Genomic DNA, 16297 nt, shown 5'->3' with positions numbered 1-16297 from the left:
TTGTTGACTATTTTTTCAGACCAAGACGTTCACCGTCATAGCGATCATTGAGGATAGCTTGCCACCACGTGGCGTTATCCAGAAACCAACTGACGGTTTTACGCATCCCGCTTTCAAACGTTTCCAGCGGCGTCCAGCCTAGTTCGCGTTCAATTTTACGGGCATCAATCGCGTAGCGCTGATCGTGGCCGGGACGATCGGTGACATAGCTAATCAAATCTTTGTAGTTATGCAGACCTGTTAGTTTACGTTCTGGTGCAAGTTCTTCTAACAGACAACAAATGGTTTCAACCACTTCAATATTTTGACGCTCATTGTGACCGCCAATATTATAGGTTTCCCCAGTTTTACCACGCGTGACCACCGTATAAAGCGCGCGAGCATGATCCTCAACGTATAACCAGTCGCGCACCTGTTGCCCATTTCCATAAACAGGTAAGGATTTTCCTGCAAGCGCATTGATAATTGTCAGCGGGATCAGCTTTTCTGGAAAATGATAAGGACCATAATTATTTGAACAGTTGGTCACAATGACGGGCAATCCATAAGTGCGTAACCAGGCTCGTACCAAATGATCGCTGCTTGCCTTCGTTGCTGAGTAAGGACTGCTGGGGGCGTAGGGCGTATCCTCAGTAAAAAATGCCGAAGTATCATCTAGATCGCCAAAAACCTCATCCGTTGAGATATGGTGGAACAGGAAGTTTTTTTTCCTGTCACCCGTCAAGGCATTCCAGTAATGACGGGCCGCTTCCAGTAACTGATACGTTCCAACTATATTTGTTTCTATGAACGCTATTGGCCCATCAATTGAGCGATCAACATGGGTTTCTGCCGCCAGATGCATAACGCAGTCCGGTTGATGCTGACTAAAAACGCTGTCGAGCGCCGCGCGATCGCATATATCGACCCGTTCAAATTTAAAACGAGGATTCTCTGTAACGCAGGCGAGCGATGAGAGATTACCCGCATAGCTCAACTTATCAACAACAACCACGTTATGTTCTGTTTCGTTTATCAGGAATCGCACGAGCGCCGAGCCGATAAACCCGGCACCACCCGTAATCAAAAAATTTTTCATCGCCAGACACCTTTCGTATCAACAACCCATTGCTGAGTAATGTGCGCAGCATCAACACGGCGGAATGCATGGTGATCGACCAGCATCACCAAAATATCCGCCTCCTGCAGCGCCTGCTCGGTTGAAACCAGGGTGGCCTGTGTCGCCAGGATGTCGGGAATCTGCTGAATATGCGGTTCGGTTACCCACGTGCGGCCCTGATGCCAGTCGGCAATCAGGTGCGCCACTTCCATGGCTGGGCTTTCACGCAGGTCATCAATGTTCGGTTTAAACGCCAGGCCAAAGCAGGCAATGGTCAGATCGCTGGCACGTTTTCCGGTCTGCATCAGGCAGTCTGCCAGCGCTTTTTTTACCTGGTCCAGCACCCAGTGCGGCTTGGCATCATTTACTTCGCGAGCGGTACGAATCAGGCGTGCTAAGTCCGGATTCTGCGCCACGATAAACCAGGGATCGACCGCAATGCAGTGCCCGCCGACGCCTGGCCCAGGCTGCAGGATATTGACGCGCGGATGACGATTCGCCAGTGCAATAAGCTCCCAGACATTAATCTGCTGCGCAGCACAAATTAGTGAAAGCTCATTGGCAAAGGCGATGTTTACGTCGCGGAAGCTGTTTTCTGTCAGCTTGCACATTTCAGCGGTGCGTGCATTTGTCTCGACGCACTCGCCCTGTAAAAAAATACGATACAAATCACTCGCACGGGCAGAACAGGCTGGCGTCATGCCGCCAATCACGCGATCGTTGCTGATCAGCTCAGTCATGATCTGACCGGGTAAAACGCGTTCGGGACAGTAGGCGACAAAGACGTCAGGATCCCCGTCGTGCTGTGGGAAACGCAAATCAGGTCGCGCCGCGGCCAGCCAGTCGGCCATCTGCTCTGTACTGCCAACCGGAGAAGTCGATTCCAGAATCACCAGATCGCCTTTTTTCAGTACCGGCGCAATCGACAGCGCAGCCGCACGCACAAAGCGTAAGTCCGGTTGGCGCTCCGCCATAAAGGGCGTGGGCACGGCGATCAAAAAAGCATCAGCGGCTTCGGGTTGCGTCGTAGCACGTAAATCTCCACGCTCGACCGCAGCCTGAACCACCCGATCCAAATCGGGTTCGACAATATGAATGGCACCACGATTGATGGTGTCAACTGCGTGGGCATTGATATCGACGCCCACCACTTTCTTTCCCTTTGAGGCAAAAACGGCTGCGGTTGGCAGCCCAATGTAACCCAGTCCAATAACGGAAATGGTTTCAAAACTCATAAGTTGGCTCTGTTATCTTTTAAGGCTTGCAATATTCGCCCGCAGGCTTCGCCATCCCCATAAGGGTTATGGGCACGGCTCATGGTCTGCCAGGCCTCATCATCGTTAAGTAATGTACTGACCTCATTAACAATTCTTGCCGTGTCCGTACCAACCAGCTTCACCGTTCCGGCTTCGACGGCCTCTGGACGCTCGGTGGTTTCACGCATCACCAAAACCGGTTTACCCAGTGAAGGCGCTTCTTCCTGAATACCGCCAGAATCGGTGAGAATCAGCCACGCCCGGTTCATCAACCAGACAAACGGCAGATACTCCTGAGGATCAATCAACACAATGTTATCAATGCCGCGCAGAATGCGGTTAACGGGTTCATGTACGTTAGGATTGAGATGGACCGGATAAACGATTTGCGCATGAGGATGCTGGCGCGCAATCTGGGCCAGAGCGCTACAGATGCGCTCAAAACCTTCGCCGAAGCTTTCACGACGATGACCCGTCACCAGTACCAGCTTTTTACTGTCATCAAGAAAGGGATAGCGTGAAGCCAGCTGCGCGTTTATCTCATTATCGTCCAGCACCCGATCTCGCACCCATAGCAAGGCATCAATTACCGTATTACCGGTGACAACAATACTGTCGTCGGCGAGGTTTTCATCCAGCAGGTTCTGTCGGGAACGCAGTGTGGGCGTAAAGTGTAAACGGGCAAGATGTCCCGTCAGCTTACGATTCCCCTCTTCCGGCCACGGCGAAGCCAGATCGCCCGTGCGTAAACCTGCTTCGACATGCCCGACGGGGATTTGCTGATAGAAAGCCGCCAGGCTGGCCGCCAGCGTGGTCGTCGTATCCCCGTGGACCAGTACAATATCGGGTTTGAAATCGAGCAGTACGGTATGCATGCCTTGTAAAATACGGCAGGTTATCTCCGTTAATCCCTGTTCGGGTCGCATAACGTTGAGATCGTAGTCAGGTTGCAGCTGAAACAAGCTCAGCACCTGATCAAGCATTTCACGGTGTTGCGCAGTGACGCACAGCCGTGATTCAAAAGCAGGGTCCTGTGCCAGTGCCTGCACGAGTGGTGCCATCTTAATGGCTTCAGGTCGGGTGCCAAAAACTGTCAGAACTTTCACACTGTTTCTCTCAATCTTGTGTATCTGACATCGGACGCTGACGACGCGCTAGCGCCACGCCCGCACCAACCAGCGCACCTACCGCGCCCCACATCACCATCATAAATGCCCGGCGGGGACTGTCGCGTGAAACCGGCTCTTCCGGCGTACGCAAATAACGGTAGGTCTGGAATTTGCTGTTAAGCGTCGGGCCTGCATCCAGTGTGGTCAGCATCGCTTTATTTTGGTCGTAGCTGATATCAAAGCTCGGCCCGGTTGCTCTCAGGGTTTCTAACTGCCCCTGCAATAAAGGCTGGCCCATTAGAAACAGATCGCTGTCAGCCAGGTTTTCGCTCACCTCACGCGTCTGCTTTTCATTAATGCCCTGCTGGCTGGCAATTTTCAGCGCCTGTTCCAGCCGATGTTGCCGTCGCAGGAATACCGCATTCGCTACGTCTTCCTGACGTTTGACCTGCGCCTTAAGCTGGCTGGTCCGTGCCTGCCACGCCCCCGTTAACTCTGCATTGAGATGGCGTGCAGCGCGTTCACTGGCATAGGCAATATACTGGCGCAGCAAATTGTTCGCATCCGCAGCAGTTTCTGCCTTGAGTTTGACGCTGTCGAAAATATTTCGTGCGCTATCCGCTGGCGTAAACTGAATGTTATCAATCATATCGTCCAACAAGGCAGCATCATTGTGGGCATTGCCGCTTTTTCGCGTTTTATAATAATCGGTTTGCTGCCAAAACTCCCGGCGGGTATCCCAGGATGAGAGCTGCATCAGGAACTCCTGATACACCTCGTCCATCACGGTAGGTGACGCCGTATTTAACGTTAAAGCGTTATTGCGCATATCCAGATTGTTCAGGAACTGTTGCTGGGAATAGTAGGATCCCAGCATATTCACCGTAGGCCGCCCTGTTATCGCGGTCGTGCTCCACACCTGTTTCATCAGCAGCGTTGCTATCCAGGCTACCAATGCAAACACGATTGCACAGCCGACTATCCAGCGCTTTCCACGCCATAGGCTGCAGCCCAGGCCGCGAATATCCAGTTCGTTCTCCACAACGTTAGCGCGCATCAGAGCGTTATCCTTTGTTAAGTCTAATCAAACTTTTCTTTATCAATATCACCAGGAGTATTCATCCGACGCTTAAAGCGCCGTATGCGTCTCGCTATACGCCAGGAGTGTTTCAGGCAATAGCCGTAGGCCATAAACGCTAGCAGAAAAAGGACTAGCATGACCCACTCAGGAACAAACGCGAGGTACTCACCCAACACACCCACGCCTGCAAGTAAGGCAGCAGCGACAGTTATCAGTACGAAAGCCTGACGCGAGCTAAACCCGGCACGCATTAATAAATGATGAATATGCTGGCGATCGGCAGAAAAGGGACTCATCCCCTTGCGCAGACGGCGGTACATAATGGCGACCATATCCATCAACGGGATGGCTATCAGCCATAATGCGGTCACTGGCGAAATGGGATGACTCAGCCCCTGGGTCGTTTCCAGCAAAATCCAGATAATGGTGAAGCCAATCATCGTGCTGCCTGCATCGCCCATAAAAACTTTATAGCGGCGACCCAGTAAACCCAGATTGAGAATGATATAAGGGAGGATGGCGGCAATCATTGCAAAGCACCACATCGCCAGGCTGTATTGACCATCCAGTGAGAGAATAAGGCCCATTGCGCCAAAGGTCACTGAAGAGAGCCCTCCCAGTAACCCATCAATACCATCAACCATATTGAAAGCATTGATTGCCGCCCAGACGGCAAAGAGCGTTAACACATAACCAAAGGGCCCCACAATTAACTCAACCGGACCAATAATGAATCCCAGGCTCAACAGATAGAGTTTCGCGCCAGCCATCATCACTATAGCCACCGCAGCCTGTATCACGGCACGGATTTTGACGCTGATATCGAACCGATCATCCAACGCCCCGACGATGACTAAAATTGCTGAGCAGGCCAGGTACAACGTGGCATGGGGCAAATAATAGTTAGTGATGGCAAAGGTGAAAGCAATGCCAGCAAAAACAGAAATACCGCCAACCAGTGGGATATCGCCATGATGGCGTTTACGCGAGTTAGGTGAGTCTACCAGACCAACCTTTTTAGCTGCTTTACGAGCAAGGAAAAGAAACACAAGGGAAAAGATAAAAACTAAACCAAGCTCAGTACTCATAGTGAGTAAATTCACGTTAAACGCTCTCAGCTATCATCCTGGAACTCACCATACGCTAAAAATCACGCCTGTTACCGTTCCAGATTCCGAATTCGGCATGAAGAGGTGCACGAACGGTTAATCGTCCACCACTGCCACCGTCATTATTATTACGTCTGCCAGCACTCAATCCTATAGCCCGAAAATAAAAAACGCCACGTCAGAACGTGGCGTCAGGGCTATTTTATGATCTTTTAAAGTAAAAAAACGCCATCTTGCTCAGATGACGCTCTACAGGATCAAGAACGCTTCATCATATCGAAGAATTCGTCGTTGGTTTTGGTCATGGCCAACTTGTTAATCAGGAATTCCATCGCGTCGATTTCACCCATTGGATGGATAATCTTACGCAGGATCCACATTTTCTGCAGCTCTTCCTGAGAGGTTAACAGCTCTTCTTTACGGGTACCTGAACGGTTGTAGTCAATCGCCGGGAAGACACGTTTTTCGGCGATCTTACGTGAGAGATGCAGCTCCATGTTACCGGTGCCTTTAAACTCTTCGTAAATCACTTCATCCATCTTCGAACCGGTATCCACCAGTGCCGTCGCAATGATGGTCAGGCTACCGCCCTCTTCCACATTACGTGCCGCACCGAAGAAACGCTTAGGACGATGCAGGGCGTTGGCGTCCACACCACCGGTCAGTACTTTACCGGAAGCCGGAACGACGGTGTTGTAGGCACGGGCCAGACGCGTGATGGAGTCGAGTAAAATGATGACGTCTTTTTTGTGCTCGACCAGGCGCTTGGCCTTTTCGATCACCATCTCGGCCACCTGAACGTGACGCGAAGCCGGTTCATCGAAGGTAGACGCGATCACTTCACCTTTTACCAGGCGTTGCATCTCTGTCACTTCTTCCGGACGCTCATCGATTAGCAGCACCATCAGCACACAGTCTGGATGGTTGTAAGCAATGCTCTGCGCGATATTCTGCAGCAGCATCGTTTTACCGGCTTTCGGCGGTGCCACAATCAGACCACGCTGACCACGACCAATCGGTGACGCCAGGTCCAGTACGCGAGCGGTTAAGTCTTCAGTTGAGCCATTACCCCGCTCCATACGCAGACGGCTGTTAGCGTGCAGCGGCGTGAGGTTTTCGAACAGAATCTTGTTACGCGAGTTTTCTGGTTTGTCGTAGTTAACTTCGTTAACTTTCAGCAGGGCAAAGTAGCGCTCACCTTCTTTTGGTGGACGGATTTTGCCGGCGATGGTGTCACCAGTGCGGAGGTTAAAGCGGCGAATTTGGCTGGGAGAAACGTAGATGTCATCAGGACCGGCGAGGTAGGAGCTGTCTCCAGAGCGGAGGAATCCAAATCCATCCTGCAATATCTCCAGCACACCATCACCGAAGATGTCCTCGCCGCTTTTCGCGTGCTGCTTCAGGATTGAGAAAATAATGTCCTGCTTGCGCATACGAGCCTGATTTTCCAGCCCCATATTCTCGCCGAGGGTAATCAGCTCAGAAACCGGCGTATTCTTTAATTCGGTAAGATTCATATTGATGGGTTCTTAAACTCGGGGTAATACTCGAAATGTTTGTCGTGAATGGTATGGCAGTTAGTCCATGCCTGTTCTGTTAATGACTTTTTCAACTCTTCTCAACGATCATCGTCTTGAATAATGACTGGGAGCGAGGAGACGGTCGACTTAGTCAGAGTAGAGCTAGTCGTTAGATTGCTAAACCGCTGGTAGGTACAGTATGACAGGGTCTAACAAGAGAAAACTTTGAATGCTAACTACAAGGTATGTTCATAGTGCAGTGAAAATAAGTTAGCACGCTTAAAAGCGAACGTCCAGCAGCAGGCAAAAATTTAACCACTGCCGGACGCCCGGCCCGATTACGCCAGGTTGGCGTTCAGGAACTCTTTTAACTGACCTTTGGACAATGCGCCCACTTTTGTCGCAGCGACTTCACCGTTTTTGAACAGCAGCAGCGTCGGGATGCCGCGAATGCCGTATTTAGGCGCAGTGCCTGGGTTATCGTCAATATTCAGCTTAGCGATGGTCAGTTTGCCATCATACTCTTCTGCAACTTCATCAAGGATTGGCGCGATCATTTTACAAGGACCACACCATTCAGCCCAGAAATCTACCAGTATAACGCCGTCGGCTTTTAGCACGTCGGTGTCGAAACTGTCATCGGTCAGATGAACGATTTTATCGCTGCTCATGTTTTACTCCACAAGATTGTGCCTGGCGAATTGGCGTAATATAAACCAATGTTGGTTGACTTTATTTCATCGGATACGCTTTCGTAAAGCGATAGTAAGCTGATATTCTACCACACTATGAGCAAAACACACTTAACTGAACAGAAGTTTTCCGACTTCGCCCTGCACCCTCTGGTGGTGGAAGCCCTTGATAAAAAAGGGTTTCATAACTGCACGCCTATCCAGGCGTTAGCACTGCCGTTTACGCTTTCAGGGCGTGATGTCGCAGGTCAGGCGCAAACCGGTACCGGCAAAACGATGGCGTTTTTAACGTCAACGTTTCATCATCTTCTCTCTCACCCTGCTCCAGAGGGCCGCCAGGTTAACCAACCTCGCGCTTTAATTCTGGCCCCAACCCGTGAACTTGCGGTGCAAATTCACGCCGATGCTGAACCACTGGCGGCATCAACCGGCCTTAAATTAGGTCTGGCTTACGGTGGCGATGGCTACGACAAACAGTTAAAAGTACTGGAAAACGGTGTCGACATTCTGGTGGGTACCACCGGCCGTTTAATCGATTACGCCAAGCAGAATCACGTCAATCTCGGTGCCATTCAGGTCATGGTACTGGACGAAGCCGATCGCATGTTCGATCTCGGCTTTATAAAAGATATCCGCTGGTTGTTCCGTCGCATGCCTGCGGCCACGCAACGCCTGAGCATGCTGTTCTCCGCCACGCTCTCTTACCGCGTGCGTGAGCTGGCATTCGAGCACATGAACAGCGCCGAATACGTTGAAGTTGAACCTGAGCAAAAAACCGGTCATCGCATTAAAGAAGAGCTTTTCTACCCTTCGAATGAAGAGAAAATGCGCCTGTTACAGACGCTGGTAGAAGAAGAGTGGCCTGACCGAGCAATCATTTTTGCGAATACCAAGCATCGCTGTGAAGACATTTGGGGCCATCTGGCTGCAGACGGTCACCGGGTCGGCCTGCTGACGGGTGACGTGGCACAGAAGAAGCGTTTACGTATCCTGGATGACTTTACCAAAGGCGATATTGATATTCTGGTCGCGACCGACGTTGCGGCTCGTGGCCTGCATATTCCTGCGGTGACGCACGTATTTAACTATGACCTGCCGGACGATCGCGAAGACTATGTTCACCGCATTGGCCGTACGGGACGTGCAGGCGCAAGCGGTCACTCCATCAGCCTGGCCTGTGAAGAGTACGCATTAAACCTGCCCGGTATTGAAGAGTACATTGGTCACAGCATTCCGGTGAGTAAATACAACAGCGACGCGCTGTTAACTGAATTACCGCCACCGAAACGTCTGACGCGCAATCGCTCAGGCAACGGTCAGCGTCGCGGAGGCAACAATACCGGCCGTCGCGGTGCACCCCGTCATAGCAACCGTAAACGTTCGGGTTAAGTTGACCATGCTAAGCGCATCGACTCTCTATGCTGCAATTGATTTAGGCTCTAACAGCTTTCATATGCTGGTCGTCAGCGAAGTGTCAGGAAGTATCCAGACCATCGCCAAAATCAAGCGCAAGGTGCGCCTGGCAGCAGGCCTGGATAAATCCAATTGCCTGTCCGCCGAAGCCATGGCCCGGGGCTGGCAATGTCTGCGGCTTTTCTCTGAACAGCTTCAGGATATTCCTCCCGATCAAATTCGGGTAGTGGCAACCGCCACGTTACGCATTGCCGCTAATGCGCAGGCGTTTCTTGATAAGGCGCAACAGATTCTGGGTTGCACCATCAATGTGATTAGCGGCGAAGAAGAAGCGCGTCTGATTTATCAAGGCGTAGCACATACTACCGGGGGTTCCGATCAACGCCTGGTCGTGGATATCGGCGGTGGCAGCACAGAGTTAGCCACCGGCGATGGCTCCCATGCCAACGTGTTGTTTAGCCTGCAGATGGGCTGTGTCACCTGGCTGGAGCGATTCTTTGGCGATCGCCACCTGGCTAAAGAGAATTTTGACCAGGCTGAAGAGGCTGCCAAAGCGATGCTGAAACCTGTTGCCGGAGAACTGCGCAAACAGAGCTGGCAGGTGTGCGTTGGTGCGTCCGGAACCGTTCAGGCCCTGCAGGAAATCATGGTCGCCCAAGGCATGGATGAGCGCATCACCCTGAGTAAGCTACAGCAGTTAAAACAGCGGGCCATTCAGTGCGGCAAACTTGAAGAGCTTGAAATCGAAGGCCTGACGCTGGAGCGGGCGTTAGTGTTTCCAAGCGGTTTGTCCATTCTTATCGCCATCTTTCAGGAACTCAATATTGACAGCATGACGCTGGCCGGCGGCGCGCTGCGCGAAGGGCTGGTGTACGGAATGCTGCACCTGCCTGTCGATCGCGATATTCGCAGCCGCACGCTGCAAAATGTGCAGCGCCGGTTCAATATTGATGTCTGCCAGGCAGACAGAGTCCGGCAGCTAGCGGAAAGTTTTTTTCGCCAGGTCAGTGTTCACTGGAAACTGGATCAGCGCTGTCGGGAGCTTCTGCTAAGCGCCTGTGCGATTCATGAAATCGGGCTGAGCGTCGATTTCCGTCAGGCACCGCAGCACGCGGCCTATCTGGTCCGCCACCTTGATCTTCCGGGTTTCACCCCAGCGCAGAAAAAATTGCTGGCCTGTTTACTGCAAAATCAAAGTGGCAGCATCGACCTTGCGCTACTCACGCAACAAAACGCCCTGCCGCCGAGGCTGGCCGAGCGTTTGTGCCGTCTGCTACGGCTGTCCATTATCTTCTCGACTCGGCGTCGTGATGACACGTTACCCGCCGTTCGTATGCAGGCGGATGATGAAGCACTGCACGTTACGTTACCGGCGGGCTGGCTGGAAGCACATCCTCTGCGGGCCGAGCTGCTCGAACAGGAAAGCCACTATCAGTCATATGTTCACTGGTCGTTAACGCTTTCCTGATCCCGTCTGCGACGGATTAGCTCTTTTTCGCCTTTTCCAGCATTGCACGTAATCCGGCCACCCGACTCTGGCCGGTTTTCATGCGCTCTTCTGCACTGACCACTTTGCGCTCGGTTTCCCACACTACGTCGTCCTGCGGCAGCTCCAGCAGAAAGCGGCTGGGTTCAGGGCGGATGAGCTCACCATACTGACGGCGCTCCCGACACAAGGTAAACGTCAGCTCTTTCTGCGCGCGGGTAATGCCAACGTAGGCCAGACGGCGCTCTTCCTCGATGTTGTTCTCATCGATACTGCTCTGATGCGGCAACAGCCCTTCTTCCATGCCGACCAGAAACACGTAGGGGAACTCCAGCCCTTTTGAGGCATGAAGCGTCATCAGCTGTACCTGATCAAGCTCTTCGTCGCTCTCACCGCGCTCCATCATGTCGCGCAGCGTAAAGCGGGTGACAACCTGCGCCAGCGTCATCGGCTCATCCAGATCGCTGCCCTCCAGCATTTCCGTCATCCACTGAAACAGCGTATTGACGTTTTTCATCCGCATTTCAGCGGCTTTGGGGCTGCCCGATGTCTCAAACAGCCAGCTTTCGTAATCGATGCCGCGAATCAGATCGCGCACGGCATTAACCGGTTCACGCTCACTGAGCTGGATAATGTCGTTGAGCCAGTGGGTGAAGCGCTGCAGATGTTCAAGGCCGCGCCCCGTCAGCGTTTGCCCAAGGCCCACATCAAAGCTGGCGTTAAACAGGCTTTTATTGCGGATATTGGCCCACTCACCGAGTTTTTGCAGCGTTGCCGGACCAATCTCGCGCCGTGGCGTATTCACAATACGCAAGAAAGCGCTGTCATCATCGGGATTGGTCAGCACCCGCAGATAAGCCAGCAGGTCTTTGATCTCAGGACGAGAGAAAAACGAGGTCCCGCCTGAAATGCGATAGGGAATGCGGTTCTGCATCAAGAATTTTTCGAACACGCGGGACTGATGATTACCGCGGTACAGGATCGCGTAATCTTTATACTGCGTTTTATTAATAAAGTGATGGGCAATGAGTTCGCCCGTTACCCGTTCAGCCTCATGTTCTTCGCTATTGGCACTCAGCACCTTGAGTTCACTGCCCAGACCCAGTTCAGAAAAAAGACGCTTCTCAAACACATGGGGATTATTGGCGATCAAAATATTCGCGGCTTTGAGAATACGCTGTGAAGAGCGGTAGTTTTGCTCAAGCTTGACCACCTCCAGCGCCGGAAAATCCTCATTAAGCAGGACCAGATTTTGTGGCCGGGCACCGCGCCAGGAGTAAATCGACTGATCGTCATCTCCTACCACGGTAAAACGCGCACGGGTGCCGACCAACAGCTTCACCAGTTCGTACTGACTGGTGTTTGTGTCCTGATATTCATCCACCAGCAGGTAGCGAATACGTTGTTGCCAGCGCTCGCGGACGTCCTGATTACGCTGTAGCAGAAGCGTAGGCAACAGAATGAGGTCGTCAAAATCCAGCACGTTACAGGATTTGAGATGCCGGTCATACAGGGCATAGCAATGGGCAAACACGTTATCCCGCTCCGAGCGGGCCAGCGCGGCTGCCTGCGGCGGATCGACCAGATCGTTTTTCCAGTTCGAAATGGTAGAAATAAGCTGCTGCAGTAACGTCTTGTCCTCTTCCAGCCACTCGCTGGTGAGGTCTTTGAGTAACGCCATTTGATCCTGATCGTCGAACAGGGAAAAGTTGGATTTCATGCCCAGCGCCACATATTCGCGCTTGATGATTTCCAGACCCAGCGTGTGAAACGTGGAGATCATCAGGCCGCGCGCCTCTTTGCGCCCCAGCGTTTGCGCCACGCGCTCTTTCATTTCGCGTGAGGCTTTATTGGTGAAGGTCACGGCGGCGATATGGCGGGCCTGATAGCCACACTCACGAATCAGATGCGCGATTTTGTTGGTGATTACGCGGGTTTTTCCCGAGCCAGCGCCTGCCAGCACCAGACAGGGACCGGTAACAAATTCGACGGCTCGTTGTTGGCTGGAGTTTAAACGCATCGGGACATCGCTCTGTTGAAATAAGATACCGATTTCAAACCGCAAGCCGGCATGTACAGGCTCAGTGAACAGGTGCGGTAAACGCATCTGCGATTTGAAAAGACAGGTTTATAATGGGGGACGATTATACACAACAGAGACATTATCATGGCGAAAACTGCCGCAGCTTTACATATTCTGGTGAAACACGAGGCGCAGGCTATCGCCCTGCTGGAAAAACTGCAAAAAGGCGAAAACTTCCAGCAGCTTGCCCGCAAGCATTCTGTGTGCCCTTCTGGTCGGAACGGGGGAGATTTAGGCGAGTTTCGTCGGGGAAAAATGGTCGCGGCTTTTGATAAAGCGGTATTCACCTGCCCGTTGCTACAACCTTTCGGGCCGGTGAAAACCGCTTTTGGTTATCACATTATCAAAGTGCTCTATCGCAACTGATCACTTCTTCTTCATTTGCTGCAGGACCCGGCTGCACTGATTCTCGTCAGTATCACTGGGTGAAATCAGCGCCAACAGCGCTGCCGCAGGCCCGACCACAGCACCTAATGCCACCGCCGCCGCCCCGCGTGCCAGTAAGGGACCGGTTTTCACGCCAGCGTCCGGATGCTTGAAGGTGCCCCGAACATACAAGGGCGAGCGCAGGGTCACGATTCGGATGCCTTTACTTTCTGGATTGACTGAAAGATCCAGCCGCTCGTTGGCAAAGTTCGCGTTGCCTGACACGTTAATGACGGCATTTTCCGTATCGAACACGAACAGGTTTGGCGTGGCCAGACCGTTTTGCAGTTTAAGATCGGTGGCCGCACAGTTAATACGAACTTCATCATCACCAAACAGCTTACCGACCAGATAGTTGCCGACGTTGAGTCCGGCAATTTCCATCAGGTTGCGGCTGATCAGTCCGTCGTTCATCAGCAGTTTCAACTGACCGTTGCTGGTTGCCAGCAGGTCAGCAACGGAGTTGCCGGTGCCGGTCAGGCTGGCATCGCCGTTCAGCTGCCCAAGGCTGTTTTGCATTGCCTGTACGTCGGGGAACAGCTGGCGCAGGCGAAGTTTACGGGCATGAATATCGGCCCGGCCCCGCATCGGTGAGCGATTCCCTTCCAGGCGGATGGTGCTGTTCAGATTACCGCCCGCCATACCGAAACGCAGTGGATCAAGCAGCAGGTTTCCGTTATCGAGCTGCAAATGGGTATAAAGATCGCTCAACGGTAGTGAACTGCTGTGTTCGATGCGCTTGCCGCTAAACTTCACATCCGCATCCATAACGTCCCAGCTTTTGGTGTCGAACCTGTCGTGAGGCAGAACGCGATCCGCAGGCTGTACGGTTTTTTCACCGCGTTTTGCCTTGGCCTGTTCGGTTTTCTCGCTGCCCTTGCCCGAGTTAACGCCGATCAACGGGCCCAGATCCGCCATACGTAACTGATCCGATCTGAGTTCACCGACCAGTTTTGGCCGTGGCTTGCCCTGGCTGTAGGTCAGAGAGCCATGAATATCGCTGTCGCCAATATGACCATTAAATCCCTGGTAACGAAAAACGGCACCGTCTTTGCCGGTAAATTTGGCAATCAGGCGGCCATCAGTTTCATAAGGCGGGGTATCCGGTAACAGAACGCCGGTCAGACCATAGAGGTTTGCCAACGTATCGCCAGAAAAACGTAGACGCACGTCCAGCCCGCCCAGATTCAGGGGATCCTGAACGCCACCGGTCAGCTGTACGCGCGTGCTACCGTTCCGGACGTCTGCCTGAATCGGGAACGCTGTGGTCTGACTACGCAGGGATAACATGCCGCCAATCTTGCCCTGACCCGTGAGTTTTTCATTGTGGTAGCTGCCGCTTGCCTGCCAGCCAAAGACAAAATCACCCGCGCCTTGTTGTTTATCGTCTCCGCCCGCGATTTGTGAATAGGGCACAGGCTTGCCGAGCGGGTTAACCTTCAGCGTGACATCGGCCTGGTTAACGGCATCGCGGTAGAGAATGGTGCCCTGATCGAACAGAATATTATCGAGACGAAATGACCAGGCTGAAGGTGGCGCATTATCATCTTTGCTGTCACTGTCAGCGAGGGTAAAGGTCCAGTTGTTTTTCTTATCGGCGGTCTGAATCAGGCGGGCATCAGGCTGCTGCAGTTTTATCCACGGGATAAAGACTTCTTTGTGCAGTAGGGCCAGAGGGGCAAGTGTGGCGTCCACGCGTTGCAGGTGGATCATGGTCACGTCAGGAATATCAGGGGGATTGCCCAACATAATGTCTTCGGCGTGCAGATGAGGCCAGGGTAACCAGCCGCGCCATCCGGGTTCTTCAGGATTACGCTGCCATGCGACGCCCAAATCCCCCCGAATGGCAAAGGGACGGTTAAGTTCCGCAGACACTTTCTGATTAATAGTGGGTTTCAGGCGATTCCAGTCGAATGTTGCAATGACTATCACTACAACGACGATCAGCAATACAACAATCCCGCCAATCCAGCTTACAATTTTTCCGGCGCGTGACATTAGGCTTCCTCCCTGCTCTTTCACGGTCTCCGTTAAAGATAGTCGAGAGCGCGCGGGAAGGGATCAATCAAGCTGGACAGGAAGGCTTTCCAGTTCGGAAAAGGGAGCAGGACGAGAAAAAAAATACCCTTGAGCCGCCATCGCCGGGGACGATTTAACCTGATCCCACTCCTGTTGCGTCTCAACGCCTTCAACAATCACGCCGTTGCAGTAACGATTTATCAGCGACAACAGCATGGGAAAAAGTATCCGGCCTTCATCTGACGCACGTAAGAGAATAAAAAGTTCACGTGACAGCTTAATGTAGTCGTATTTAAGCTCGGTCAGTGCAGAGAAGTTCGCCATGCCCGAACCGAAATCATCCAGCCACAACGGCCCCAGTTCAGGCATTTGCGCGACCATCTCCTCCTGAGGCAGGACGTGGTGCTCGGTCAGCTCAAAGCGAACCCAGGGTAAACGGGTAATCAGACTGCGAATCGGTACATGGTTTTGTATCAACGACAACGAAGGGCCGTCAATATTCACTGATGCCATGACGTTATTGCGACCAAAGAACGATTCCCACTGGGTGAGTAATTCTAACTGCTCCTGAACAATATCAAGGCGTTGTGCTATTTCCAGCTCAGAAAAATAGGCTTCAGGAGACAGTTTCTTCTCTGGTTCAGACGGATGTGTGATGGCCGTCAGCAGTTCAATCGCCAGCAGTTGCCCCGAAACCTTATAGATGGGCTGAAAGGTATAGCTGCGTTGACACTGTTGCCAGATGAGACGTTTTTTTTGCTGCGGATTGATGTCAATTGAAGAAGGTAGCCATTGACTAAAATTCTCCATAACCATGGTCTTTTCCTGGTTGATAGTAAGCGCCTTCATCTGGCGGCCTGGCAGCGTTTATCGTTTAACATTCGACAACTTAGTGAAAACCCGGCCACGTTGAAGCAACGAGTCTACGCCTCTTTTAGTGCGACAATCGCCGAAACAAGCCGCTTTATCGGGTTAATTATCGCTTTACCTCACCCTAAATTAAA

At 52.3% G+C, this 16297-nt stretch carries 13 protein-coding genes; 3 read left to right on the top strand and 10 right to left on the bottom strand.

Annotated elements, in window-relative coordinates; all coding sequences use genetic code 11:
• Positions 1 to 7: 7 nt before the first annotated feature.
• The 7 genes from rfbB to trxA form a co-directional block, all read right to left on the bottom strand.
• A complete protein-coding gene (gene rfbB / locus EL29_RS18740; protein WP_014595002.1) occupies positions 8 to 1078 on the bottom strand; it encodes a dTDP-glucose 4,6-dehydratase in 1071 nt (356 codons plus the stop codon).
• On the bottom strand, positions 1075 to 2334 hold the full coding sequence (gene wecC / locus EL29_RS18735) for a UDP-N-acetyl-D-mannosamine dehydrogenase (protein ID WP_013024055.1): 1260 nt from the start codon (positions 2332 to 2334) through the stop codon (positions 1075 to 1077). The genes rfbB and wecC overlap by 4 nt, the downstream gene beginning before the upstream one ends.
• Positions 2331 to 3461: a non-hydrolyzing UDP-N-acetylglucosamine 2-epimerase gene (gene wecB, locus EL29_RS18730; RefSeq protein ID WP_013024054.1), complete on the bottom strand. Its 1131-nt coding sequence runs from the start codon at positions 3459 to 3461 to the stop codon at positions 2331 to 2333. Before wecB ends, wecC begins: the two co-directional genes overlap by 4 nt.
• Before the next feature lie 10 nt (positions 3462 to 3471).
• On the bottom strand, positions 3472 to 4521 hold the full coding sequence (wzzE, locus tag EL29_RS18725) for an ECA polysaccharide chain length modulation protein (protein WP_013024053.1): 1050 nt from the start codon (positions 4519 to 4521) through the stop codon (positions 3472 to 3474).
• Between the two features lie 23 nt (positions 4522 to 4544).
• Complete coding sequence (wecA, locus tag EL29_RS18720) at positions 4545 to 5633, bottom strand: UDP-N-acetylglucosamine--undecaprenyl-phosphate N-acetylglucosaminephosphotransferase (protein ID WP_014595000.1); 1089 nt, start codon at positions 5631 to 5633, stop codon at positions 4545 to 4547.
• Positions 5634 to 5911: 278 nt separating this feature from the next.
• On the bottom strand, positions 5912 to 7171 hold the full coding sequence (rho, locus tag EL29_RS18715; RefSeq protein ID WP_006121431.1) for a transcription termination factor Rho: 1260 nt from the start codon (positions 7169 to 7171) through the stop codon (positions 5912 to 5914).
• Positions 7172 to 7512: 341 nt separating this feature from the next.
• Complete coding sequence (gene trxA / locus EL29_RS18710; RefSeq protein WP_006121430.1) at positions 7513 to 7845, bottom strand: thioredoxin TrxA; 333 nt, start codon at positions 7843 to 7845, stop codon at positions 7513 to 7515.
• Positions 7846 to 7962: 117 nt separating this feature from the next.
• Between trxA and rhlB the strand changes: the two genes are divergently transcribed.
• Together rhlB and gppA are read left to right on the top strand one after the other, a co-directional pair.
• Entirely contained in the window at positions 7963 to 9255 is a 1293-nt protein-coding gene (gene rhlB, locus EL29_RS18705; RefSeq protein ID WP_013024051.1) for an ATP-dependent RNA helicase RhlB, read from the top strand.
• 7 nt (positions 9256 to 9262) lie between these two features.
• On the top strand, positions 9263 to 10747 hold the full coding sequence (gene gppA / locus EL29_RS18700) for a guanosine-5'-triphosphate,3'-diphosphate diphosphatase (protein WP_014594999.1): 1485 nt from the start codon (positions 9263 to 9265) through the stop codon (positions 10745 to 10747).
• Positions 10748 to 10763: 16 nt separating this feature from the next.
• Here gppA and rep read toward each other — a convergent pair whose 3' ends face one another.
• Positions 10764 to 12785: a DNA helicase Rep gene (rep, locus tag EL29_RS18695; RefSeq protein WP_026021045.1), complete on the bottom strand. Its 2022-nt coding sequence runs from the start codon at positions 12783 to 12785 to the stop codon at positions 10764 to 10766.
• Between the two features lie 147 nt (positions 12786 to 12932).
• Between rep and ppiC the strand changes: the two genes are divergently transcribed.
• Complete coding sequence (gene ppiC / locus EL29_RS18690; RefSeq protein WP_013024048.1) at positions 12933 to 13214, top strand: peptidylprolyl isomerase PpiC; 282 nt, start codon at positions 12933 to 12935, stop codon at positions 13212 to 13214.
• Here the strand turns inward: ppiC and EL29_RS18685 are convergent, their stop codons facing one another.
• Together EL29_RS18685 and pdeH are read right to left on the bottom strand one after the other, a co-directional pair.
• Positions 13215 to 15272, bottom strand: a complete 2058-nt coding sequence (locus EL29_RS18685) for an AsmA family protein (protein ID WP_014594998.1) — start codon at positions 15270 to 15272, stop codon at positions 13215 to 13217.
• 63 nt (positions 15273 to 15335) lie between these two features.
• Complete coding sequence (gene pdeH, locus EL29_RS18680) at positions 15336 to 16109, bottom strand: cyclic-guanylate-specific phosphodiesterase (protein WP_024472018.1); 774 nt, start codon at positions 16107 to 16109, stop codon at positions 15336 to 15338.
• Between the last annotated feature and the right edge of the window lie 188 nt (positions 16110 to 16297).

The organism is Pantoea ananatis LMG 2665 (genome assembly GCF_000710035.2).
Lineage (GTDB): Bacteria > Pseudomonadota > Gammaproteobacteria > Enterobacterales > Enterobacteriaceae > Pantoea > Pantoea ananatis.
The sequence above is the reverse complement of the archived record's forward strand: the minus strand, read 5'-3'. Positions and strand labels throughout refer to the sequence as shown.